Here is a 23,527-nt window from a genome sequence, read left to right as displayed (position 1 = left end):
TACCAGTACGGTGGTGCATTACCTCTTTGCCTGCAACGCGGCGTCATAAATCTGACGCGAAATTTCAGCGATGACCCGGTCCCGGGTGGCGGTGTCGGCGCTGGCGTCCGTGACGAAGACCGCGACCGCGAGTCGGCGGCCGTCCGGCAAGGTGATGAGGCCGATATCGTTGGTCGCGTAGGCGACACCTGCAGGCGAAACGTCCGACGTGCCGGTCTTGTGCAGGACCTCAATTCCCTTCGGCAGAGCCTGAGCCACGCGCGAGGGACGATCCGGCGGCGTCTTCATCCAGCCGGTCAGCAAGGCGGTGTTCTGCCGGGAAAAGGGGGGCCGATCGTTGATCAGGCGGAGCAGCGCGACGGCGGCGGAGGGCTCAAACCAGTTGCGGTATTGTGCGAGGACGTCCTGGTGGAGGCCGGCTTCGTCGTCCTGGATATGAAAGCCTTCGATGCCGAGGCTATCGATATAGGCCTGCAAGACCTTTGGGCCGCCAAGAATACGCAGCAGCACGTCCGCCGCGCAGTTATCACTGAGGGAGACGGAGAGGCGGAGGAGTTCGCGGAGGGGGACGTCGACATCAGCCTGCGGGAACTCGTCCTGGAGCGGGCTGTAGGCGTTGGGGATGCGGTCGCTAGCTAGGAAGCGGATGGGCTGGTCGATGGTGAAGCGGCCGCGCTGGACCTGGTCCAGGATCGCCATGCCGAGGGGGAGCTTGAAGACGGATTGCATGGGCGGATGGGCGTCGGGGTGGAGATCGCAGTCCAATAACGTACCGGGCAGTGAGCAGGCGACCGAGACCTTGCCTTTGGCCTGCTCGGCCGTGGCGCGGATCTGTTGACGGAGCCCACCCTGGGCCATTGCACTTCCAACCACCAGACCGACACAGCAGGCCAGAATCCGCTTCATTGAAACTCCTCGATCCGATACAGAATGCTACGCAAAAGGCGCGTGAGCCGTTCCATCTAAGCTAAACTGAAGGAGCAGGCGGCCGGGCGATCGCTGCCGTTTTCGTTCGAAAGAGCGTTTAACGGGGGAGGAAAGTCCGAACTCCGCAGGGCAGTGTGCCGGATAACGTCCGGGACGGATGCTTCAAGGCATCCGGACGGCCAGTGCAACAGAGAGCAAACCGCCTTGGGCGCAAGCTTGAGGTAAGGGTGAAAGGGTGCGGTAAGAGCGCACCGGGCGACGAGTAATCGGCGCCGCATGGTAAACCCCACACGGAGCAAGACCAAATAGGCAGGGATGCGCCCGCCCCTCTCCAGGCGAGCGCAAGCGTATCGGCCCGATACGCCCAGGCGGAGAGATCCAACGCGCAAGCCGAGGAAGCCGAAACCTGCGGGTAGGTTGCTAAAGCGCCACGGTAACGTGTCGCGTAGAGGAATGATCGCCTAGAACAAAATTCGGCTTACGGGCCGCCTGCAAACTTCCCGTATCCAGCTCTCCGTCAAGTAAGGTGAAGATCATGTTCGCTCGCTGCTTTTCGCTTGCCCTTGTCATGTTCCTTTCGACTCTCTCCGCTGGATGCCAGTCTGCGCCGGTTCAAAGCTATAAGGTCGTCCGCACGTACCCGCACTCCACCGCCAGCTATACGGAAGGCTTCTTTTACCTGAACGGCCTGTTCTATGAAGGCACCGGGCTGACGGGCCACTCGCAGCTTCTGGTGGTGAAGCCTGAGACCGGCAAGCCTGTGCAGCAGCTTGACCTGCCGCCTGAGCTCTTTGGCGAAGGCATCGTGGACTGGGGGCCGAACCTCTACGAGTGGACCTGGAAATCGCACACCTGCTTCGTCTACGACCGCGCCACGTTGCACAAGATCGGGCAGCTCTCATACGACGGAGAAGGCTGGGGCATGACGCGCGACGAGCACAACCTCATCACCTCAGACGGGAGCACGCGGCTGAGCTTTCGCGATCCTGCGAGCTTCAAGGTCGTGCGCCAGATCGCGGTGAAGGATGGTGCGGAGGCGGTCAGCCAACTCAACGAGCTCGAGTACATTCACGGCGAGATCTATGCCAACGTCTGGCACTCGGATCGGATTGCACGCATCTCGCCACAGGACGGGCATGTGATTGCTTGGATCGACCTGACCGGCCTGCTGCCGGCGGACCAACGCGTAGATGCAGAGTCCGTGCTGAACGGCATCGCCTACGACGCGCAGCATGATCGGCTATTCGTCACCGGTAAGCAGTGGCCGAAGATCTTCGAGATCAAAGCCTTGCCGAAGACAAAGTAGCCGTTAGTACTTCCAGCTCGTCACATCCGCTCCGGCCGGCGCAGTCTTGGCGATGCGATCCAGGATCATGGGCACATACATCTGGTTGTAGTGCAGGCGCGAGTACCAGTTCGGCTTCTCTGGATCGCCGTTCCAGCAGTGCTCCGCGCGCGGGCCGTACTTGACCTCGCCGTCATACGCGACTCCGTGGCCGGGCGTGCCGGTCTCCTTCAGGAAGTCTTCCATCAGGTACACGGCGTTGTTCAGGAAGTACGTATCGTCAGACCCGACATACAGGTGGATCTTGCCCTGCAGTTTCGGGCCGAGCTTCGTCCAGTCGCGTTGCAGGATGGCGTTGAGATCATAGTGCTGACGCCAGTACTCGGCCGTGGTGTGGTCGATGGTGCCAGTGGTCTTGTTGAAGATCGGCCTGGGATATCCATCTGCGCCGACCGGAGAATACACCGCCTGCCAGATGTCGAACTGATCGCCTGAACGGGCGCTATCGCCCAGGGCTGCTTCATACGCCACGTTGTCGCGCATCGAGATCAGCGTCTGGCCGAGGTAGTTGCGCATGGCGGGCTGCTCGACGCGCTTGTTCGCACCCTGCTCGTAAAAGAGATTGTCCTGCTTGTAGAGATCGGCCGTCATGAACGCATGAAAGTCGACCGGATCAGGGCATGCGACGAACGCACCATTATAGTGCTCTGGATAAAACATCTGCACGGCCAGAGACTCCCACCCACCCGTCGAGCCGCCATACACAAAGCGCGCCCAGCCCTGACCGAGCGCACGAAACTCCTTCTCCACCGCTGGGATCAGCTCCGTCTCAATGGCATCGCCATACGGTCCCAGGTTCTCCGAGTTCACCGCATAGGAATCGTCATAGTACGCGTTGGCGTGCTGGATCTTGATGATCAACATGCGAGGTTTGTTGGGTGCGACCCAGTCCTTGTAGTTCTTGTACGCCTCCTCCTGCTGGATGCGGTTGTAACCCGCCAGGTGGAAGCGCTCAGAATAATCCGCCTTCAACTTCGCATCCGGAGGCGTCTCGCGAAAGTCACTGAAGCCGCTGACGAAGTGGTCATGGAAGATGACCAGCGGATAGTGCGCCTCCGTATGGGTGTCGAAGCCCTCGGGCACCAGCACCACCGCCGAAAGAAACATGGGCCGGCCCCAAAACCTTGTCAGCAACGCACTCTGCACCTTGATGTGGCGGATGTATTTTGTATCCTTCTCAGGCACATTTGGCGGAATCACCTGATCCAGCGAAACCGTAATCGGCATCGTGCCAGGGCCGATCTTCACCTTGCGTGGCTTCGACATCAGATTTCCTGGCGCGAGATTCCAGTGCTGGCCTTCGCCGCGATCCGGTGCGAGTTTGACCATCTTGCCGTCGCCGCGCTGGAAGGTTTCGTACACGTTGAGCACCGCCTGTACGGTGTACTCACCCGGCGGCACATCCTTGAGCGAGGCCCTTGGATAGCCCTGCGCATTCTCACCGATCATCATGGGGGAAGCAGGCTTCAGCCATCCACCGTCATTCCAAAGACCTGCTGCGACTTCTGCGTGTCGTTGATCTGCATGCGCGGGTCTTCGCTGGGATCGTTGGAGAGCAGAAGCAGCAAACGCCCGTCCAGTGGCTTGGCCGAACGTGCGTCCGGGTAGCTGACCCGGATGGTCTGGGCTGAGATCACCGGCACGGCAAGCAGGCATAAGGCTGCCGCAAGGAGAGAACGAAAGATCAGGCGCATAACGGCAGTATAGGACCAGATCCCTGCTCATCGAGGTTATTCATACGGCAACTGCGACCAACGTGCAATTGCCCAGGCGCACAAACGATGGGATGCTAAGGGGAACGACCGGAGACCACGTGCAGCCTTACCCCGACAGCAGAAGAAATACTCTCATGCTCGCCCTCAGCTTTGCCGTGCCGCTGCTGGTCTTGTGTGCCTACTGGTTCTTCTTCATCCGCGCGGACTACTACCCCAGCCGCGATGAGTTCTCGCTGCTCGTCGCCTCGACGAAGATGTTTCATCCGGCTATTTCGACCTGGTTCCTCGAAGGCTATAGCCGCTACTTCCTCTCGTACCCAGGGCTCTCGCATCCTGCCACCGACTTCATCCGCCCAGGCGCCAACCTGGCTTACTACGTCAACTCGCTACTCTTTGGTGCGAACTGGTCCTGCTATCTGCTGCTCAGTTACTTCATCCAGGCCGGGCTGGTCTGCATCACGGTCAAGCTCGCGCTCGAAGCCCTGAAGCTTCCACGCTCGCTGGCCGTGTTCGCTGGTGTGGCCGTGCTGCTGGCACCGTCCTTCGGTTGGGAGCAGATCTACATCCCGTCGTTCACCATCGATCTCCTCGGTGCGTTCTTCGTCATGCTCGCCCTGCATGAACTCTGGCGCAGCAGAAACGTTACCGCATGGCTCCTGCTCGCTGCCGCCATCTTCACCAAGGAGACCACGCTCTTCGCCCCGGTCATGACCGCGCTCGCCGTCTGGCTGCCCATAGGCAAGCCTTCTTCTATCGGCAGGCGCTTCACCGCCTCGATCCTCTGGCTCACTCCGATCTTTGTGTGGATGCTGCTGCGGCACTTCGCCTTCCACGGTGGAGCAGGCATCTATGTCTTCCAGAACATGGCGCTCAAGGGCACCCTGATGAACGTGCTGCATGGCTTCCTCGCATGGCCCTTTGGCACCCGCAGCATGCAGCAAAGCGTCCGTTATCGCTCTCTCTTCTTCATGCTCAACGCGGCCTTCTGGGCGGCTGTATTCTTTGCTGTTGTCCGCTGGCGGCGCGGGAAGGCTTCATCCGAAGCATCGTCAGAGATAACTTGTATGCCTGCGTTGTTGCTCTTTAGCATCGGCGCAATGGCGATGCCAGTTCTGCTCAACCTGCCGCAACGCTTCGGCGCGTCACTCTATCCGCTACTCTTCCTGACGCTGGCCACCATCGCCCACGCAGCAAGCGATCTAACCATCCGCAGACTAGCTGTCGGAGCCCTCGCCGCATCCACTCTCGTCGCCATCTATCAGAAGGCGACCGACCCTCTCACTCTCAAGGAATCCCGCGCCGAGTGGACGCTCTCCCGCAACTACATCCAGTCCATCCACGCCGTACGCTCCCCATACCTGCTGCTCGTAGACGACTCCAGCGGGGGCTTTGCCGCACCTGATCTCGTAGCTCGCTTCGCAGACTTCCACGGCACGCTTATGCGTAGCAATAACATCGAAGGCTTGATGCTGGATCATTGCGCTGGCCAACCCACCGTCACGAAGACGTCAGCCGATGAAGGCCACCTGGCCCTGACGTCAACCCTTACGCCGCCCTGCGGTTACTACGCCTTCGACAGCCTCTCGCCCCGCGAGCTTGAACGTGGCACTGACGGCCTCGTCACGCACCCGAACGATCGCGTCACATTGCGCATCGTCCCGCCTGCACTTCAGCCGTTGCCGCCGTCAGCAACGCCGGAGATGTGGGGGAACCTGACCGTATCGCTTACCAGCCCCGTCAAAGACACGGTTGTCTTAGTCCCTGACCTCAACACCCTCACCTACCATCAACTCAAATAACTGCGCTACCGAGCCACCTTCACCAGCACCAGCGCGTTCTGCTCCAGCTCCAACTTCAGGCGGCCATTCACCAGTGTTGTCTGCTCTGGCGCGGGCATGGCCGTTTCTTCGTTCAACTGCGTTGCCTGCGTGGGCGTTGGGTTGAGCGGCTTGCCCATCGCAGCCCACTTGGGCAGTACGTTGCCATGTTCGTTGTCCACGCGCTCGATCGTCACCTTCGCGTCCTTCGCCACGCCTTTGAACTCGAGTTCCATCGTGCGGTCCGAGCCATGCTGATCCGGGTCGACCAGGTTCCATGCCACCAGTGCCAGGCCGCCGTCCGCATCCTTCGTCACAATTACGTTGTCTGACTTGTTCGCGATCCGTTGTGGCCCAAGTTCATGCAGCAGACCGTAGGCGTAGTAGCTTGGCTTGTTGATGCCGTCGAAGGCGCGCAACCCGAAGTCTCCGCGAAACGGAGTCGTCGTCGGACCGCCCTCTTCAAAGACATCGGAGAAGGTCCAGAAGGAGAGCATATCGACGTTACCGTCGGCCTCGCGGACCGTGTTGGCCAGCGCCGGGCCAACATACGTCGTGTCCCGAGATTGCATCAGCCCGGGCACATTCCACTCCGTCCAATAGAGCGGCAGCTTAGGCAGAGGCGACTTGTTGATCTCGCCGCGCACCTTCGCCACGGCACGGCCTACGCGGTCATCCACGGCAATCTTCTCGTGCGTGTTGAACATGTTCTCGACGGTATCGTCACCGTATCCATGCGTGGTGACGAAGTCGATGGGAACATGATTCTCCGCCACATGTGCCAGGAACTCCGGCACCCACTGTGCGGCTGCGGTTGCGGGGCCGCCTACGCGCAGACGCGGATTCACGGCCTTGATATCGCGAGCCGTGTGGTCATACAGCTCAAAGTAGGACTCCAGCCGCGGGATGCCGTTCCAGAAGTCGATGTTCGGCTCGTTCCACACCTCGAAGTACCAGCTCGCCACCTCATCCACGCCATAACGATCGATCAGGTGTTGGGTGAAGGCGTGGATGAGGCCGTCCCACTTCTCCATGCTCTTGGGCGGCGAGACGTTCTGCTTGTACCAGAACGGGTGCAGCGCATCCGGGAAGGCCAGCTTCTTCGGCATGAAGCTGATCTCCACCATCGGCTTCACCCCGTTCTTCAGCAGCCCGTCGTAGATCGCGTCCACATACGCAAAGTTGTAGACGGGATTGCCATGTTCATCCTCGTTATAGACCCCCACCTCGTCATGAAAGATGGCGTGGAAGCGCACGTACTTGAAGTCCGCCACCTTCTTCACGGCCTTCACGTCATCGCGGTAGCTCTCCCGCAGCGTGAGGATCGCGCGACCGGAGCCGAACATCTGCTCCCAGAAGTGCGGAAACGGCTTCGCCGCCGCGTGAGCATCGACCACGACAGTCTCCTGCGCGTGGCCCACACCCGTCGCACACGCAGCCGCACCCAGCAGCAAACCCTTCAACCAGAACTGACGCACAGGGAACCTCCAGGATGGTGCAAACGTCTTTAGGCAATCGTTTGCACAGCACGGATTATCCTGCGGGAAGCAGGAGTGGGCTGTCAAACGAACATAGCCATATGCGAACCAAGTTTCGGAACACCATGAGCTTATGCCGAGCGTCCATCGTCCTAACCCGGCGTGGAGAAATCTTGATGAGCGCGCTCAAGTATAGAGCGGCTGCCAAGAACCTGTGCGTATCCGATACCGAAGCAAAGAAAAAAAAGCGCAATTTCGAAGGGAGTGCTGCCCTTTTTGTCTGGGGTGTTCCACCAACTGGATAGGTTCGGACGAGCAGCCAACATAACAGCCTGGAAGATTACAAGCGTGATCACATAGCCCAAATGGCGCCAAAGGAGACGCGGAATCTGCGGCCGAACTGCTGGACAAGTAAAAAGGTAGCGCCGGAGACTGCGGGTTGCAGCGAAGGTGAGGAAGATTTCAAAAAGCGTGTACTCGACCACGGATGCCTCTTGAATCCCGTATGGCTTGTTTGCCAAGAGGATGAAGAGAGTCAGGCTGCCAGCGGTCATAGATAGGAGCAGCATTGTCATCACGATGAAACGAGCGAATGAAAAAGATGCACTCCGGCAAGGGTCGGAATGCGGCCACGGCTGCACTGCTCTCGCCTGGGGCTTGAAAGAAAGAACGCGATCAATTGCGATGGATTGACGCTCTTGCTGGCTGTCAGCATGACGTCGACTGGGACTTATAACTTCGACGATAACTTCACGGTCTTCCTCGACATATTCAATAATTTCAACGGTCAAGTGTTCACCGTTCTCCAGCGTAAGAATGCCCACCGTACTTATTTCGGTTTCGTCCAACCATTGCGGAATTTCGGCACTTGGCATTTGCCAATCAGCATAGCAGTCAGCACCGCGATGAACAGGTGCCAGTGTTTGTTTCAGCACAGCCATGCTATGTAATCTCAAACCATGGCACCCAAGCCCAAATCCCGGCAAGCCCCACAGATCGACCACGACATCCTCACCGAAGACTTCGCCGCCCAACTAGACTCCGGCGCGGTCCACGATGCCCTCGCCGCTGACACCACCCTCCCGCCCTTCGTCAGCCCGCGCGGTCAGTCCGCACGTCTGGATCGATGCCTGTGGCGCAACGTCACCCTCACCGCCCCCAACGCGCGCGGCCTGCGCCTCTACGACACTCAGATCGAAGGCTCCGACCTCGCCAACCTCGATCTCACCGGCGGCCACCTCGAGCGTGTCGAGATCACCGGGACCCGCCTCACCGGAGCTACCTTCACCGAGGCCCAGCTCAAGAGCGTCCTCTTCCGTGAGTGCAAGCTCGACCTGGCCTTCTTCCGCATGGCTCGCCTGCAGCACTGCGTCTTTGAGCGCTGCAACCTCACCGACGCGGACCTCTACAACGCGGACCTGACCGGCACCATCTTCAAGGACTGCGACCTCAGCCGCGCCGAACTCTCCCACGCCAAGCTCATTCAGGCGGATGTCCGCGACTGCCGCCTCGACGGCCTGCGCGGCACGCCCGCCGACATGGCGGGTCTCATGATCAGCCCCGACCAGGCTCCACAGCTCATCACGCTCTTCGGCGTGAAGGTGAAGTGGTAAGCCCGCAGTCCTGAAGCCTAAGGATGCAGCGGAGGGTTCTGCGCCCGCAGCCACGCCAGCAGAGCAACCGGATCGTCAGAGATGATCGCATCAACCTTTGCATCCGCCATCTTCTGCCAACCCTCTGACGTGTTCACGGTGAACGGAGCGACCTGCCGCCCCATCGCATGGGCCGTTGCAACGGCCTCCGGTGTCACCAGGGTCTGATCCGGGCTCAGGATCTCAGCGCCGCTGACCTTCGCAATGTGTGCGAAGCTCTTGTCCTGATCCGCAATCCCGGTAAAGCCGTCATCCTTCGCCTCGAACAACGCTGACAGCCGAATGGCAGGATCAATCGCCCGCATCGCGTGCAGCGTCCTGAAGTCGAAGCTCTGCAGGATCACCCTTGCCTGCAAATGCCGCCGCTTCACTGCATCGTCGATCATCTTCACAAATGCCTCAGGGGCAGGTGTCAGCTCCGGATGGTTGGGATAGATCTTCGTCTCCACGTTGAACTGAAACGTCCCCTGCGGCGCCAGCTCCAGCACCTCGTCAAACGTGGGAATCGTCGTATGCGGCACCGCCATCTGCTTTGGAAAACGTTTCAGCGGATGGAGTCCGCAGTCGTACTGCTTCAACTGCGCCAGCGTCAGTGTATGGATCGCGGTCCCGGGCGGCAGCGCCGGCCCATCGCACACCCGCTCCTTCGCAACGTCCGTGTCCACCGGGTACGTCAGATAAGGCGAGTGCGACACCACCAGCACACCGTCTTTCGTCACCGCCAGATCAAGCTCCAGCACATCCGCGCCCACGTCTATCCCATGCTGAAACGAAGGAATCGTATTCTCCGGCCGGAGCGCACGCCCACCCCGATGAGCATGAACCAGAATCGTCCGAGGCGTGTTTCTTACAGCGTTCGTCTGAGCCAAGGCACTCACCACACCCATCAACATCACGCCAGCGATTTTCTTGAGCATGACAAACAGTATCAACCACCAGCCATCAACGCATCAGCCTTATGCGTGCGCCAGAAGCTCCGTCTTGTACTTCGGTGCCAAAGCCTCAGCCTGCGCGCGAAACGCCTTCTGCTCGTCCTCGCTCAAGGGCGGTGGCGCAGTCGTCCGCGTCGCAACCGGCACACCGATCTCCAGGAACATCTCCTCCTGCCCCGCAGGCGAGCAGATACAGAGCATCCGCACGGGCTTGTCTGAACTGTTATGAAACTGGTGCGGCGCATTCGACGGAATATGTACTGTCTCCCCCGCCTTCACGGCCATCTTCTGCCCACGGAAGATCGCGGAGAGCTCCCCGTCCAGCACGATGAAGGTCTCCTCAAAGTCATGCCGATGCGGCGGCGGCCCGCCACCCGGCGGCACATGCATATCGATCAGGCTCAGCCGCCCAGCCGTATCCTTGCCGGTCAGCAGCAGCGTGTACGTATCGCCCACCACGCCCAGATGGGGTAACTTCACATCGCCATCAGGCTGCGCCAGCTTCAGATATCGTTGCAGATCGTCCGCCGGAACTGCGGTTGCCTCAGCCATGGGTCATCTCCTCAAAAAAGGCGGCCCGCATCGCGAAACCGCCTCTCAATAGGATGCAATCTCCGCCTGCCTAGCGTGCCAGAACCTCGGCCAGCCCGCGCACTTTGGCCGCTCCTGCCATGGCCTTGATCTCGGGCTCGCCGTGACTCACATTGATAAAGCGCCGCGCGTCATCCGCCGGAACCGCCTTCGAGATGTGGAAGCCCTGGATCTCATCGCACCCCGCCTCCACCAGGATCTCCATCTGCTTCCGGTTTTCCACTCCCTCCGCGACCACCCGCAGGTGCAGGGTATGCGCCATGTCGATCATGCCCTCCACCAGCGTGCGTGACTCCGGCGAGATCTCGATATCCTTCACAAACGCCCGGTCGATCTTCAGCGTATGCACCGGCAGATCGCGCAGATAACTCAACGACGAATAGCCCGTCCCAAAGTCGTCGATCGAAAGCTTCACCCCGAACCGGCGTAGCAAATGCAATGATTCGTAGCTGCTGTCATGCTGCTGAATCAGCGCGCTCTCGGTCAGCTCCAGGTCCAGCAGCTCCGCCGGCAGCCCAGTCTCCTTCAGTGCCGTCAGCACGGTTGTCACAAAGTCCTTGTGCGCCAGTTGAATGGACGATACATTCACCGACATCTTCATCAGCTTGTTGCCCGTCCTGTGCCACTGCGCCGCCTGGCTGCACGCCTGCTGCAGGACCCACGCGCCCAGCGGAATGATGAGGCCGGTCTTCTCCGCAAGCGGAATAAAGTCCACCGGCGAAACGTCTCCGTGGACGGCGTCGTTCCAGCGCAGCAGCGCCTCAAACCCCAGCAGCCTGCCCTCTGTGCTGACGATCGGCTGGTAGTGCAGATGCATCTGGTTCTCCAGCACCGCGCTCCGCAAGCGATGCTCCATACTCATCTGGTGCAGCGTCTCCGCACGCATGTTCTCGTCAAAGACCATGAAGCTGTTGCGCCCGCTGTTCTTCACCTTGTACAGCGCCAAATCCGCATGGTGGAACAGGTCGGTCGCATCCTGACCCTCGTCCAGATGCAGGCAGATCCCGATGCTCGCGCCGATGCGTGCCGTGTGATCGCCCAGCGAGAACGGCTTGTTCAGGCTCTCTACCATCCGGCCCGCAATGCTTTCCGCCACCCTCGCGCTCGTGCATCCATCCAGCACCAGCGCGAACTCATCGCCACCCATGCGCACCAGCGTATCGTTCTTGCGGATCTGCGCCATCAGACGTTGACTCACCTGCCGCAGCAGCTCGTCGCCCACCTGATGGCCCAGCGTGTCGTTGACCTCCTTGAAGCGGTCCAGGTCGATCGCCATCAGCGCAAAGGGACGCGGCTCCTTGGAGCCCGGCATCAGCAGTTCGCCCATTAGCTTCTGGATCTGCAGCCGGTTTCCAAGCCCCGTCAGGGCATCGTGGTAGGCCTGATACAGCAGTAGCTCCTGGTCGGCTTCGCGCCGAGCCACTGCATGCAGCCACTTCAATCCCTGTACGCAGCTCGTGATCAGGAAGATGTCAAAGAACACCACCCACAGTACATGCTCCAACAACCGCCAATGGCTGGCCGTCGCGGTCCCGAAGATCGAAGCAGGCAGATAGTAGCCCATCGCCAGGTGGTCCACCAGCGTGACGAGCGTTGCCGTCGCCAGCACCTCCCAGTCCAGGTAGAACGCCAGGAACGCCAGCGATCCGAACACGTGAAAGTGCGTCTCAATCCGCCCGCCCGAAACATGAATCAGCAGTCCAGACATCAACATCTGGCAGGCGGCAATGATATGCCGCGTATAACGCTCGCCCGGCCGGAAAAACGCCAGCAGCACCGGCGGAACCGTGATCAGTCCGCCCAGGTACACCGCCGCGATCAGGTGCGGATGCACAGAGCTGGTCCCGCCCACCCAGGTGCGTGAAGATATCAGCAGAGCGGCCGCCACTGCGGCCGGCCACTGCAGACTCATCAGGATCGCAAACAGACGATCCGTCCTTGTGCAGACCAGCCGGTGCTCGCTTCTAAAAAGTCGTTCCGCTTCTTTTGCAACATTCACTGAAGTCACTCTTTCCGAGCTGAGAATCGATGGATTCATGGTCTACTCCGCTTCTCTGCAGCCTGGGGCTCGAGTGCTGCAAACAATCCACAACCAAACACCGGCGTCTTTGCGTGCTCCGGCTCACGGTCCAGCTTGAACGCACTCTTCAGCGCCTCAATCCCGTCATTGCCCCCCACCATCCCGCGCGAGCCCGTCACACCCCCGCTGAACAGCAGTCTGCGTCCCGCTGCACCCTTGGCCGCCGAATAGTACAGCACTTCACCGGACGTCTCTGCGCCAAACGCAGCCGAATACTGCCCGTCATCATCCAGCATCACCCGCGCATGCAGCGCCTTCTGCGCGTCGCGGTAGAGATCCACCTTCTGCCACTCGTAGTCCGAGCCCTTCGGCCGGTAAATCAGCAGCACCGCGTTATAGGGATGTCCAAACCCCTGCGCAGCCTCCTCAAGCTCCGCCAGCGTCGCCTGCGAGCACGAGCACCGCGGATGCAGCGCAACCACCAGCGTCGGCAGCGCCGCATCACCAACTTGAGGCATCCCCTTCGGCCAGCCGCGCGGCGCAGTGCCCTGGCTCCCGGCAGTATGTTCATACGCCAGCAGGTACCGAACCCCCGGCACCATCGCCAGCAGCCAGACCAAACCCAGCGCAGGCAATATCCCCTGCCTCAACCTCGATCTCAACCCTGCAGAAAGTAAAGCAGTCAAACCATCCTCGCCATCTTCATCACGGGGCCCAGGCAATCTCACGCAGCAATCTGGACAAGCGGGATACCCTCGCCTCAATACCCTTGCAAGCGTTAAGCATCTATCGGCTTTATAGATCGTCCCTTGAGCCACCACACTCCCCCTTCAGGGTATGCGCTGTACCTTTAGTACCATTTCCCACCCGCAAAGCCCGGAGGAACCTTGCGCGCGGCTCGTAACCCAACGGGTACTCCGTCAGCGCTCGGCCGCCCATCCAACGGCGCAGAAGGCACAAGCCATCCACGCGAAAGTAATCTCACCCCTCGCAACCTGCTTGTAATCACCAACCCATTCCCACCCGTCCAACCTTTTATATGATGCTCACCACCATCAGGATCAGGGTCCTCCACGGGATAGAAGAGTTGATCCTGGATCAGCCCGGCGTGACCTCCATCCCCGCCCTCGGCGACTCGGTCTCCTGCTTCGGCACCAGGGCCATCGTCACGGGCAGCACCATCGTCCATACCCCGGAAGGCCACCGCTCCATCCTCCTCCACGCAGAGATGCAGTCCCGCATCCTCAACGCCTGGAGCCGCCTCTATAGCGCATAGCCCCTGCGCCGGTATCCGCTAATCCACCGGCGTCTCATCCACCCGTTTGTAGTTCCCCGGCACCACAAACTGCTTCCCATCCGGCTCCCCGCGCTCCACATCAGAGACCGCCACGATCTGCTCGCCCGTACGCGGATCGTTGTGCTTGATGATCATGTAAATCTCCAGCTCAGCCGAGTACCAGTACTCATCCACCACCACGACATCCTTACCCGTCCCACTCACCGCAGCCGGCACCGTCCGTGATCGCCGAATCCCCCGCAGCATCACCGGCCCCAGAGCCTGTTCCCCAAGCTCCTCTTCTTTCAGCAGCGGATTCTTACCCACACCCATCCGCGTCGTCCCGTAGTTCGGAGCCACGGCAGCCTGCTTCATCCGAATCTCCTGCGCGATATGCGTCACCGGATTCAGGTAAGTGTTCAGGCGCGTCGATGGATCATAAATATGCGCCGAAATCAGCCGCGGCTCGCCCTGAAACGTCGGAGCCACCAACTGCCGCCGCTCGTTATAGATCCGCCCCGAGCTCTGCCGCGCAATATGGTTCACCGTCTTGCGAACCCGCACCGTCCCATCCGGCAACTGCTCCTGCGACACGATCTGCACCTTCGCCGTAAACGGAGCATTCACCACCGGAGTCACATAGATCCCCGGAATCCGCACCTGCACCCCGCCATACGCAGGCGGCAGCGGAGCCTCCCGATACTCCGGCAGCAAAGGCGCATCTCCAATCGCCCCCGGCGCTGCGGTCCCCTGCCCCCGCAATATCCCCACCGATGCACCCAGCACCAACAGCAAAGCAATCCCAAAACGACCCATCATCACGCTCATCCTCGCCAGAGGAGAATACCTCAACCTCCTGTATAGGCCCAGATAATCTTCAAGGCTGGCAGAAACAGCCTGTGGCGGTGGTTGCAACCAGAAACTCATTTCATCCACCTGTAAACTTGTGGTGAGTCCCCATGCGCGTCTTCCTGGCCGAGAAACCGTCCGTAGCCCGAGAGATCGCCCAGGCCCTCGGCTGCACCCATAAGGAACAAGGCTTCTTTCGCGGCAAAAACGACCTTGTCACCTGGGCCATTGGCCACCTTGTCCGCTTCGCGGAGCCCGGCGAGATGAACCCCGCATGGGGCAAGCCGTGGCGTCGCGAAGCCCTCCCCATGCTCCCAAAGGACGGCGGTTGGCTCCTCATCCCAGAGCCTCGGACGGAAGACCAGTTCAACGTCGTAGCCCGTTTGTTCGGGGATAAGCGCATCACCCAGATCGTCAACGCCACCGACGCCGGACGCGAGGGCGAAGCCATCTTCCGCCGCATCTACGCCCTCTCCGGAGCTTCCAAGCCCGTTCTCCGCTTCTGGACCTCATCTTTGACGGAAGAGGCTATCGCGTCTGCCCTTAGTCACTTAAGACCCGCCGCCGACTACGACAACCTGGCCTCTGCTGCGCTGACCCGCGCTCAGCTCGACTGGCTGATCGGCATGAATCACAGCCGAGCCGCGACGCTGCATAATTCAGTCACCTGCAGCGTCGGTCGGGTTCAAACTCCTACACTCGCGATGATCGTGCGGCGGCATCATGAGATAGCCGGGTTCATCAAGACCTTCTTCTATGAGGTCCATGCGGATCTCGGTGAGTTCGTGGCGAGAGCCGTCAACTCTCAGCAAAAGCACGACTTCGAAATCAAAGCCGAAGCGGAGACCATCCTCCGCGATGTGCCTTCTGACACCCTCGCCACCGTAACGCTGGTGGAGGTTAAGAAGAACCGCAAAGCGCCGCCTCAGCTTCACAACCTGGGTGAATTGCAGAAAGAGGCGAACCGGCGCTTCGGTTTTCCTGCGGACAGGACCCTGGCCATCGCGCAATCGCTCTACGAGAGCAAGGCGATCACCTATCCACGAAGTTCGTCGAGACACCTGTCCGAGGATATGGTGGACGGTCTGCCGGCGGTGCTGAAGGCGCTGCGGCTGGGTGAGGAGCGTGCGTCTTATGTGAAGCAGGCGCTGCACCGGGCACAGCATGGTCCCGCGCTGTCGAAGCGGTTTGTGGACGGGTCCAAGCTGTCCGATCACCATGCGATTATTCCGACGGCCAAGCCTGCTCCGGCGAGTCTGTCGGGCGACGAGCGGAAGGTTTATACGATCGTCGCGGAACGCTTCCTTGCGATCTTTCTGCCGGACAAGGAGACGGAGGATACGCGGATCGATCTGGAGATTGCGAAGCATCCGTTTCGGGCGCGTGGGTCGAGGCTGATCGCTCCGGGGTGGACGGTGCTGACAGGCAACCAGGACTTTGAGAACAAGGCGGCGGATGCGGAGGATCGTCAAGCGCTGCCGGCGGTGAAGAAGGGCGACGAGCTGGAGGTGGTGGAGTCCGAGCTGGTGACGAAGGAGCGCAAGCCGCCCTCGCGCTATACGGACGCGACGCTTCTTGCGGCGATGGAGACTGCCGGACGCGAGATCGACGACGACGAACTACGCGAGGCCATGAAGGGCCGTGGCCTGGGAACGGAGGCCACGCGTGCCGCGATCATCCAGCGTCTGCTGGATCTTGCTTACGTCATCCGCGATGGGAAGCAGTTCGAGCCTACCGGCAAGGGCATCGCACTCATCGCACAGGTTCTGCCGCATCTTGCGAGTCCGGAGTTGACGGGGGATATGGAGGCCAAGCTCAATCTGGTCGAAGCCGGGCAGCTCGATGCCGCCGAGATCCTTGCCGAGGTCTCCGAGAGCCTGCGCCACGAGATTCCGGCCGTCTTCCGCTCCAAGCCCATGCAGGCTCCTGATGCGCCCCGCATCACTGCGGGCAAGGATGAGCTTCTCTGCCCCAAGTGCAAGGCCGGTCTGGTCACCAAGCGCTCGACCCCTAACGCCAGTGCGCCCTTTTATGGCTGCGCCCGCTTTCACGATGGCTGCAACTTCACGATCAATACCGTCGTCGCGAAGAAGACCCTGACGGAGACCAACATCAAGGACCTCTGCTCGCCCACTCGGCATCACACGACCAAGATCATCAAGGGCTTTACGTCAAAGGCAGGGAAGAAGTTTGACGCGTTCCTGCAGCTCAGTTCCGCCACCGACTTCAAGACCGAGTTTGTTTTTCCTCGGTGAAATCGCCTTGATCAAGGCTTGAAGATGAAAGCGCATGTTTCCTCATAACAGTCCAAAAGCCCGCTCTTCGCCAGTCTGGCCGTTGATCCCTTCGGAAACATCTGAGGCAGCTGCATCTTCTCAATCATCTCCGCGCCGCCTTCGACTGTCTTGGCTCCCGTTGCCTCAACCCGCACGACCTTTTCATCCGCCAGAAGGACCTTGTACTCCGCCGCTCCGTCATGTCCCTTAGAAGACCCCAGCTTCACGGTCCTGAGTTCTTTCAACTCCTTCCCGGCATCCATGGAGGTACTCTTCCCGCCCGCCTTCTTCGCGTTGTTCTGCCGCTCATTCAGCTCCGAAGCAGGACCGCCGCCCTTCTTTGCCAGTTCAAAGGTTTGGATGGCCAGCGTGAACTCTCCCATTGCCATCTGGATGTCACCCAGATGCTCACCGACGACCGCGTGGCCTTCGTTGACCCACGCAGCTTCCACGTAGCTGCGGGCCTCCGAAAGCTTGCCTTCATGAAAGAGTATCCATCCCATGGTGTCCCACGCGGCTATCAGAAGAGAGGTCTGCTGCGCCAGAACCTGCGGCGATTCGTCGAGAGTCCAGCTTTCCGTCTCTGCATTCATTTGGCTCAACGCCTTGTGCATCGCCGTCTCAGAGGCAGGCAGTTCATGGCCGGTCTCAGACAGGAAGTAAGCAGCATCGTTCAGAACACCCGAGTCCTCAGAAGTCTTCAGCAGCTCCAGCATAGAGGCAGAGGCCTTGGCTTCCATTCCGTTCTTCATCTCTGCCTGGCAAAGTGCGAGGATCACACGGGGTTCAGTTCGTTTCTCTTCCGGAAGCTTCGCGATGGAAGAGTTCATAGTCTCTACCGCAGCCGACGCATTGCCATCAGCCAACTGCATGGCGCTCAATTGCATTGCCGGAGCCGGATCGCTCGTATCCGCTGTCTGCCAGCTTCGCAGCGTCTCCATCGCATCCTTGCGCTTGCCGGATCTTAACTGGCTTCCTACCAGGGAACGGTAGACCTGGTAGGAGTCTGGATGGAGGGACAACTCCTTGCGGTAGTCAGTGGCTGCCTCCTGCTCCGCGCCGCGCAGCTCAGCCAAATACCCATAGCCTGCCCAGAGCAATCGTTCCTGATCGTTGAGGCCTTTCGCCTTATCGAGCAAGGGTTGCGCCTCACCCACATCCATCTTCCTCATCGCTGTAAAGGCCTGCTGAATCAGCTTCACAGCCTCTGCGTTGGTCACGGCCGGCGCGGGGGGTCCGTTGGAAGTTCCGCCCTCTTTGCCTGATGCGTGATCCGTCCTGGCGTCGACTCTGGTCAATTGAATGAACGGGTCTCCACCAAGGCCGACCGCGTCCTGCCACTTTTTATAACTCTTCCAATCCTTTACCCCAATCTTCTGCTGAAGTACGACGACCTTGCGCTCCGAATACAAGGTCCCTTTATCAAAACGGAAGCTCATATCGTAAGTGGCAAAGGCCGCTTTCTCGTGGATAGCCTCTGGTAGTTCAACGCCCCAGCCAGACGGGAGCTTCATTTCAGCCGTACTTGATAGGATTCGCGGGACTCCCAGATCAATCGACTGCACCGGGGGATCTTTCTCATCGACCATCGGTAGGGAGACAGGCATCAGCTGCGCAACGATTCTGTAGTTATTCCAATCGCCGGCCTTTTCACGCTTGTAGTCGTAGCTCATCTCCAGTGGCCCCGCTGTATCTTCAGGGCGGCTGATCTCCGCGTGGCTGGCCGTGCCACCGTATCCCATGCTTTGGGAGACACGCTGCGTGAGTTCGTCGTACTGGGCGGGAGCAATCTGGTGCAGCACCGCGCGCAACACCAACTCGTCATCCCCCCGCACCGTCAAGACCAGACGAGAGTTGGAAACGCCATCCTGATCCAACATCCCCACTGCCTTCAACCTCTGGTAAGAGGGAAAGGGCGGGTCCGCGGGAGTCTTCTCCAGCTTCGCCGTGCCGGTCTCCGGCACCACCAGCGCCTGCTTGTCACGGATCGTGGAGTTCAACATCCGATAAGGGGCGACCTCCGCCGTCGTATCCAGCCAGGTCTCTTTGCCATCGATCATCACGTGCGTGATGAGGTGATTGAACGCGGCGGGCGAGGGTACGGCCTCATTGAAGCGGATGCCTGAGCCGATCAACACCGCATCCGGATGCAGCCCGAGCACAGTGAGCATCGCGGCCAGCAGCGTGTGCTTGTCCTTGCAATCCCCATACTGGTTTTCCAGCACTTCCTCAGCGTGATGCGGCTGGTACCGCCCCACCCCGAACGCGACGCCGATGTACCGGACCTGCGGGCCCACAAAGCCATAGACTGCGCGGACCTTTTCTTCCAGGGTCGTCTTCCCGGCCGTCAGCTCCGCTACCTTGGCCTTCAGGGTATCGTCCGGCATCATGCGATCGCCTTCCAGGCCGCGATACCAGGCTCCTACCGCCTCCCAGCTTTTGAAGGTCGTCCAGGCCACACTGGGCAGCGCTCCCTCCTTCGCATCAAGCTCCTGATCCGCGGTCCAGAGCTCTTTCTCCTTACGCTTCTTTTCAGCCTCCGCCTCGGGGCCGGTGGTCGGCTTGAGCGACTTCGACTCCCACCGGTAGACGTGCTGATTTCCATCAACCTTCTCGATTGGTTTGAGATTCAACGCTGGGTTGGTCCAGACATTGACGGAGGTGTCTTTGGGGATGCGAAGCTCGAGCGTCTCAGAGAGCGCGATCCCCTGGCTGACAAAGGTGTCCTGACTCCAGAACTGGCCCGGTGCCTCCGCCTTGGTGCGGGTGATGCGGACCTTCCACTCCAGCGTGTCGCCTGCGCGGAGACTCTTGACGGGAAGCTGCATCTGCTTCAGATCGCTGTAGAACGGGGCCTCGCGGGTGACCGCTTGTGGCTGCTCCAGAGCAGCGGATACGGCTGTCTGGAGGACAGTGCCATCCGGCCGGCGCACCCGCACATACTGGATCTCAACCTTCTCCGACGCACTCGCAAACGGGACGTTGACGATGCCAAGCTCGCGGACCGCGGCCTCTGACTGGACGCGGATCGCCATCGAATGCTCGCTATAGCCCGTGCCATCCGCATTCATTGCATAGATCAGCTCAGACCGATCAACCACGGCCGACTCGCCCGCATACTCGCTTGCAGCGCTCGCAGGTGAAGAAGGAGGCGGAGAGATGGGCAGCTTCTGGACGGTTACGTCCGCTGGAAGCTGCTGCGCGGGAAGGGTGGCAGAGACGAAAGAAGCAAAGCAGAGAAACAGGGTAGAGCTCAGATGAGAAGTTTGCATGGCCGGTTCAGCCTGTATAGCAGATCGAGCCGATCAATCCCATCCCTAATTCGGTGATGCTCCGCTAACCGGTCACGATTCCCATGGCCTGGACTCAAGTTGGCGGCACCCGATCGAGCTCGTTAGGAGCCATCCCTTGACGCATTCTTTTATGTATTCTCTTGGCGACAAACGGGCGGCGGATCGCCATAATGGCTTATGGAACTGGTCTCCCTTCATTCGACGCACCCTGATACTCGGCGCATGTCGTCCTTGAAGATGGCGTCGGTGGTGCTTCATGTTGTTGTGGTTGCGGCGCTTCTCTACAAGGTTCAAGGTGTTGCGAAGGCTCACCGTGCCAAGAGCGTTGCCCGTGTGCTGGTGCCCTATGCACCGGGCCACACTGCGGCGGCACAACCTCCCAAGCCAAAGATCATCCGGCCCAAGGTGGAGCCGAAGATTGCCCTCAAGGAGCCTGAGCCTCCACCTCCCGCAAGCGGCGGCGATCCAACGGGTGAGGCTGATGTGTCAGTGGCAATGGCTAACTTCTATCCAGCGCCCAAGCCTGATCTCTCAGAGCTTCCGCATGGCACGCACGGCGATATCGTCGTCGACGTGACGATTGATGAAGACGGCAAAGTTGTGTATACGCACGTCGATGAAGGCCTGGGACATGGCGTGGATGAGGCTGTGCTGGCCGTGCTCCAAACCTGGACCTTCTATCCCGCGACCAAGGCGGGCAAACCGGTGGCGAGCGTACAGCAGCTTCTGTTTCACTTCGATCGCGCTTAGGAGAGATTTTCTCGCGCCCTGAAGTGAGTAGTTCTACGGAGAGACCTTTTCCCTGAGGGACAGTTATCTGTTGATTCCAAAGCCTCTCTGGAGACGCACGGGTTGCTTGCTCAGAAGTAAGAGCCGTGTCGTTTACATTAGGACGAAATCCCTTTCTTTGGAGAGTTCATGCGTGCACCACGTGTTTTGGTAGCGGTGTCGATGTTGTCAGCCGTGGCATTGGCGACTGCTCAGGCACCGGCTATGAAGCCGGCGACAGCAAAACCGGCAACGACCGCTAAACCGGCTATGACAACAGCTCCTGCCGCGAAGACCGAGGATAGCAATCCGGCTCCAATCTCGCCGTTTCCTCAAGGGCCTCCGTCCAAGCCCGGCCTGGAGCTGAAGACGATCCACACAGAGGACCGGAAGTGGCGGGAGGCGCAGCGGGGCTACGTCGATCCGCGGAGGATGAACAGGATTCAGCCGAAGGAGCTCCGCTCCGTCGATGCGGCCACGCAGGCGAAGGAGTATGACCATTTGAAGGGCGTGATGGCGCAGCTAGAGAAGCTGCCGGTTGCGGAGATGAACGAGTCAGAGAAGATCAACCTGGAGATCTACCGTTATCAGATTGAATCGCAGATGTCCGGGCAGTACTTCAAGGAGTGGGAGAAGCCGGTGAGCTCACTGGAGTCGTTCTGGGCGAATGCGCAAGGGACGGGAGAGCGTGGGTTCCGGACCGAGCAGGACTACCTGAACTACCTGACATGGCTGGCGGATATTCCGCGGTACTACGACGAGAATATCGCCAACATGAGGGCGGGGCTGGCGCGCGGCTTCACACCGCCGAAGATTACGCTGAACGGGCGCGACCAGACGATTGCGCCCATCGCCAAGGCGACGAGTGCGGACCAGACGCCGTTCTGGAAGGCATTCGTGCATATGCCTTCCACCATCAACACGGCGGAGCAGGCAAGGCTGCGCGCGGAGGGGAAGAAGGTCATTGAAAGCACGGTGATCCCGGAGTATAAAAAGCTGCTTCCCTTCTGGACCGACGAGTATTACCCGAAGACGGTGACCTCGATTGCCGCGACGGATCTGCCCGATGGGAAGGCTTACTACAAGGCCCAGATCAAGCGTTATACGACGCTGGATCTGTCCGCGGATGATCTGCACGCGTTTGGCATTGCCGAGGTCGCGAAGATTCACCAGGAGATGTTGGACACCATGGTGGAGGCGAAGTTCACAGGCGACTTTGCCGCATTCCAGAAGTTTCTAAGGACCGATCCGCAGTTCTATCCGAAGACCAAGGAAGAGCTGCTGGGAGACGTCTCTTACATGATGAAGGAGTTCGACGATAAGTCTGACCGGTACTTTGGCTATCAGCCACGGGGACGGTTTGGCGTGCATCCGGTTCCGGATGAGGTTGCGCCGTATCAGCCGGCAGGCTTCGGCGGAGCAGGTGGTTTCTCGATCAACCTGTACGACCTTCCTTCGCGGCCGCTGTACGGAATGCCCGCGCTGGTACTGCATGAGGCAGCTCCGGGTCACTCCTGGGCAGGCTTGATTGCGCGGGAGCATGCTGATCCGGATGGCTTTCGCGGAGGCGGATCAGCCTTTGGCGAAGGGTGGGCGCTCTACTGCGAGCGGCTGGGCACCGAGATGGATATGTATCACACGCCCTATGAAAAATTCGGGATGTTGAGCTTCCAGTCCTGGCGTGCATCGCGGCTGGTGGTCGATACGGGCATGCATGCGATGGGCTGGACCCGTGAGCAAGGGCAGCAGTACCTTCGCGACAATACGGTGCTGAGTGAGCACGATATTGAAGAAGAGATCGACCGCTATATCTCATGGCCGGGACAGGCGCTGAGCTACTACATGGGGATGACTGAGATCCTGAAGGAGCGCAAGCACGCGCAGGAGGTGCTGGGGCCGAAGTTCAACCTTCGCGCCTTCCACGATGCGATTCTCGCGACCGGCGGGCTGCCGCTGCCGGTGCTGGATGAATATCTGGAGGCGTGGATCAAGGGCGGCGGCATTGGGCCGTATCCGGAGATGGAGAAGTAGCTCCCTCTGCCTGCAATGCAAATGGGCACCCATGCCTGGGTGCCCATTCTGCTTTAACGATGCGAGAGCTAACCGGTGACGATTCCCATGGCGTAGACACTAACGACGATGGCGATGATGTCCTCTGCGAGGGCTACGATGAGGTCCGGCCAGCCGAAGTCCTTGGTAAGCCAGATGCGGATGTGGTATCCGAGAAACGATCCTGCCAGGGCACCGAGTACTCCAAGCAGAAGGCCCTCCACCGGCGCTCCACGCAGGCTCATCGCGGCGATCGTGCCGACCAGGCCGCCGAAGCAGATGCGGGCTACCAAGGGGCCAATGGCCGTGCGGGCTGGGGTCATGGGGAGCTTGTCGCCGATTAGCTCACCGACCGCCAGGACACTGAAGACGCCGACCGAGATGGGGCTCGCGACCCAGAAGGCCCAGGAGTGATGGATGGGCATGTGGTGCAGGTAGGCGAACCAGCAGAGGACCGCCATGGGCATCATGGATCGCAGCCCCGTCATGAAACCCAGGGCCGGGATTGCGATCATCCAGGCCAGCATTGCTATCGCCAC

The 23,527-nt window shown here is 60.1% G+C and carries 19 protein-coding genes and 1 other RNA gene; 8 read left to right on the top strand and 12 right to left on the bottom strand.

Annotated features, from left to right (window positions below; genetic code table 11):
• Positions 1-18: 18 nt before the first annotated feature.
• Positions 19-906 carry a class A beta-lactamase gene (gene bla / locus ACIX9_RS00255; RefSeq protein WP_013578473.1) on the bottom strand — a complete coding sequence of 296 codons (888 nt, stop codon included), beginning with the start codon at positions 904-906 and terminating at the stop codon, positions 19-21.
• Positions 907-980: 74 nt separating this feature from the next.
• Between bla and rnpB the strand changes: the two genes are divergently transcribed.
• An RNA gene (rnpB, locus tag ACIX9_RS24100) (RNase P RNA component class A) lies at positions 981-1,424 on the top strand.
• A gap of 38 nt (positions 1,425-1,462) precedes the next feature.
• On the top strand, positions 1,463-2,233 hold the full coding sequence (locus tag ACIX9_RS00250; protein WP_013578472.1) for a glutaminyl-peptide cyclotransferase: 771 nt from the start codon (positions 1,463-1,465) through the stop codon (positions 2,231-2,233).
• A gap of 3 nt (positions 2,234-2,236) precedes the next feature.
• Here the strand turns inward: ACIX9_RS00250 and ACIX9_RS00245 are convergent, their stop codons facing one another.
• Together ACIX9_RS00245 and ACIX9_RS26635 are read right to left on the bottom strand one after the other, a co-directional pair.
• The gene (locus ACIX9_RS00245) at positions 2,237-3,724 is read right to left on the bottom strand and encodes an alpha/beta hydrolase-fold protein (protein ID WP_013578471.1); all 1,488 of its coding nucleotides are present in this window, start codon (positions 3,722-3,724) and stop codon (positions 2,237-2,239) included.
• 14 nt (positions 3,725-3,738) lie between these two features.
• Positions 3,739-3,966 carry a hypothetical protein gene (locus ACIX9_RS26635; RefSeq protein WP_013578470.1) on the bottom strand — a complete coding sequence of 76 codons (228 nt, stop codon included), beginning with the start codon at positions 3,964-3,966 and terminating at the stop codon, positions 3,739-3,741.
• 155 nt (positions 3,967-4,121) lie between these two features.
• Here ACIX9_RS26635 and ACIX9_RS00240 point away from each other — a divergent pair, with 155 nt between their 5' ends.
• Complete coding sequence (locus tag ACIX9_RS00240; protein WP_013578469.1) at positions 4,122-5,786, top strand: hypothetical protein; 1,665 nt, start codon at positions 4,122-4,124, stop codon at positions 5,784-5,786.
• 5 nt (positions 5,787-5,791) lie between these two features.
• Here the strand turns inward: ACIX9_RS00240 and ACIX9_RS00235 are convergent, their stop codons facing one another.
• Complete coding sequence (locus ACIX9_RS00235; RefSeq protein WP_013578468.1) at positions 5,792-7,282, bottom strand: GH39 family glycosyl hydrolase; 1,491 nt, start codon at positions 7,280-7,282, stop codon at positions 5,792-5,794.
• Positions 7,283-7,434: 152 nt separating this feature from the next.
• Complete coding sequence (locus ACIX9_RS00230) at positions 7,435-8,223, bottom strand: hypothetical protein (RefSeq protein ID WP_041596845.1); 789 nt, start codon at positions 8,221-8,223, stop codon at positions 7,435-7,437.
• 18 nt (positions 8,224-8,241) lie between these two features.
• Here ACIX9_RS00230 and ACIX9_RS00225 point away from each other — a divergent pair, with 18 nt between their 5' ends.
• Complete coding sequence (locus ACIX9_RS00225; protein ID WP_013578465.1) at positions 8,242-8,895, top strand: pentapeptide repeat-containing protein; 654 nt, start codon at positions 8,242-8,244, stop codon at positions 8,893-8,895.
• Positions 8,896-8,912: 17 nt separating this feature from the next.
• On the opposite strand, the gene ACIX9_RS00220 is transcribed toward ACIX9_RS00225, so the two are convergent.
• From ACIX9_RS00220 to ACIX9_RS00205, 4 genes are all read right to left on the bottom strand, one after another.
• Positions 8,913-9,851, bottom strand: coding sequence for a glycerophosphodiester phosphodiesterase family protein (locus ACIX9_RS00220; protein ID WP_013578464.1), 939 nt, complete (start codon positions 9,849-9,851; stop codon positions 8,913-8,915).
• A 39-nt stretch (positions 9,852-9,890) separates the two neighbouring features.
• Positions 9,891-10,418 carry a cupin domain-containing protein gene (locus ACIX9_RS00215; RefSeq protein WP_013578463.1) on the bottom strand — a complete coding sequence of 176 codons (528 nt, stop codon included), beginning with the start codon at positions 10,416-10,418 and terminating at the stop codon, positions 9,891-9,893.
• 70 nt (positions 10,419-10,488) lie between these two features.
• On the bottom strand, positions 10,489-12,456 hold the full coding sequence (locus ACIX9_RS00210; protein ID WP_198152125.1) for a putative bifunctional diguanylate cyclase/phosphodiesterase: 1,968 nt from the start codon (positions 12,454-12,456) through the stop codon (positions 10,489-10,491).
• Between the two features lie 35 nt (positions 12,457-12,491).
• Positions 12,492-13,112, bottom strand: a complete 621-nt coding sequence (locus tag ACIX9_RS00205; RefSeq protein ID WP_013578461.1) for a hypothetical protein — start codon at positions 13,110-13,112, stop codon at positions 12,492-12,494.
• A gap of 404 nt (positions 13,113-13,516) precedes the next feature.
• Here ACIX9_RS00205 and ACIX9_RS00200 point away from each other — a divergent pair, with 404 nt between their 5' ends.
• Entirely contained in the window at positions 13,517-13,753 is a 237-nt protein-coding gene (locus ACIX9_RS00200; RefSeq protein ID WP_013578460.1) for a hypothetical protein, read from the top strand.
• A gap of 18 nt (positions 13,754-13,771) precedes the next feature.
• Here the strand turns inward: ACIX9_RS00200 and ACIX9_RS00195 are convergent, their stop codons facing one another.
• On the bottom strand, positions 13,772-14,572 hold the full coding sequence (locus ACIX9_RS00195) for a hypothetical protein (RefSeq protein ID WP_013578459.1): 801 nt from the start codon (positions 14,570-14,572) through the stop codon (positions 13,772-13,774).
• Positions 14,573-14,712: 140 nt separating this feature from the next.
• On the opposite strand from ACIX9_RS00195, the gene ACIX9_RS00190 reads away from it, so the two are divergent.
• Entirely contained in the window at positions 14,713-16,857 is a 2,145-nt protein-coding gene (locus ACIX9_RS00190) for a type IA DNA topoisomerase (protein WP_013578458.1), read from the top strand.
• Positions 16,858-16,868: 11 nt separating this feature from the next.
• Here ACIX9_RS00190 and ACIX9_RS00185 read toward each other — a convergent pair whose 3' ends face one another.
• Complete coding sequence (locus tag ACIX9_RS00185) at positions 16,869-20,150, bottom strand: DUF3857 and transglutaminase domain-containing protein (protein WP_013578457.1); 3,282 nt, start codon at positions 20,148-20,150, stop codon at positions 16,869-16,871.
• A 243-nt stretch (positions 20,151-20,393) separates the two neighbouring features.
• Here ACIX9_RS00185 and ACIX9_RS00180 point away from each other — a divergent pair, with 243 nt between their 5' ends.
• Together ACIX9_RS00180 and ACIX9_RS00175 are read left to right on the top strand one after the other, a co-directional pair.
• Entirely contained in the window at positions 20,394-20,921 is a 528-nt protein-coding gene (locus ACIX9_RS00180; RefSeq protein ID WP_013578456.1) for an energy transducer TonB, read from the top strand.
• Positions 20,922-21,209: 288 nt separating this feature from the next.
• Entirely contained in the window at positions 21,210-22,970 is a 1,761-nt protein-coding gene (locus ACIX9_RS00175) for a DUF885 domain-containing protein (protein ID WP_157477170.1), read from the top strand.
• Positions 22,971-23,038: 68 nt separating this feature from the next.
• Here the strand turns inward: ACIX9_RS00175 and ACIX9_RS00170 are convergent, their stop codons facing one another.
• A complete protein-coding gene (locus ACIX9_RS00170) occupies positions 23,039-23,527 on the bottom strand; it encodes a DUF4126 family protein (RefSeq protein WP_157477168.1) in 489 nt (162 codons plus the stop codon).

Origin of the sequence: Granulicella tundricola MP5ACTX9 (assembly GCF_000178975.2) — a bacterium.
In the GTDB taxonomy this organism is placed as follows: domain Bacteria; phylum Acidobacteriota; class Terriglobia; order Terriglobales; family Acidobacteriaceae; genus Edaphobacter; species Edaphobacter tundricola.
Note: the sequence above shows the minus strand (reverse complement) of the source record. Positions and strands in the feature narration are given on the sequence as shown.

Coding starts and splice junctions, on each gene's coding strand:
- bla (WP_013578473.1), bottom strand. CDS start 906: ATGAAGCGGATTCTGGCCTGCTGTGTCGGTCTGGTGGTTGGAAGTGCA.
- ACIX9_RS00250 (WP_013578472.1), top strand. CDS start 1,463: ATGTTCGCTCGCTGCTTTTCGCTTGCCCTTGTCATGTTCCTTTCGACT.
- ACIX9_RS00245 (WP_013578471.1), bottom strand. CDS start 3,724: ATGATGATCGGTGAGAATGCGCAGGGCTATCCAAGGGCCTCGCTCAAG.
- ACIX9_RS26635 (WP_013578470.1), bottom strand. CDS start 3,966: ATGCGCCTGATCTTTCGTTCTCTCCTTGCGGCAGCCTTATGCCTGCTT.
- ACIX9_RS00240 (WP_013578469.1), top strand. CDS start 4,122: ATGCTCGCCCTCAGCTTTGCCGTGCCGCTGCTGGTCTTGTGTGCCTAC.
- ACIX9_RS00230 (WP_041596845.1), bottom strand. CDS start 8,223: ATGGCTGTGCTGAAACAAACACTGGCACCTGTTCATCGCGGTGCTGAC.
- ACIX9_RS00225 (WP_013578465.1), top strand. CDS start 8,242: ATGGCACCCAAGCCCAAATCCCGGCAAGCCCCACAGATCGACCACGAC.
- ACIX9_RS00220 (WP_013578464.1), bottom strand. CDS start 9,851: ATGCTCAAGAAAATCGCTGGCGTGATGTTGATGGGTGTGGTGAGTGCC.
- ACIX9_RS00215 (WP_013578463.1), bottom strand. CDS start 10,418: ATGGCTGAGGCAACCGCAGTTCCGGCGGACGATCTGCAACGATATCTG.
- ACIX9_RS00200 (WP_013578460.1), top strand. CDS start 13,517: ATGATGCTCACCACCATCAGGATCAGGGTCCTCCACGGGATAGAAGAG.
- ACIX9_RS00195 (WP_013578459.1), bottom strand. CDS start 14,572: ATGATGGGTCGTTTTGGGATTGCTTTGCTGTTGGTGCTGGGTGCATCG.
- ACIX9_RS00190 (WP_013578458.1), top strand. CDS start 14,713: ATGCGCGTCTTCCTGGCCGAGAAACCGTCCGTAGCCCGAGAGATCGCC.
- ACIX9_RS00185 (WP_013578457.1), bottom strand. CDS start 20,150: ATGCAAACTTCTCATCTGAGCTCTACCCTGTTTCTCTGCTTTGCTTCT.
- ACIX9_RS00180 (WP_013578456.1), top strand. CDS start 20,394: ATGTCGTCCTTGAAGATGGCGTCGGTGGTGCTTCATGTTGTTGTGGTT.
- ACIX9_RS00175 (WP_157477170.1), top strand. CDS start 21,210: ATGACAACAGCTCCTGCCGCGAAGACCGAGGATAGCAATCCGGCTCCA.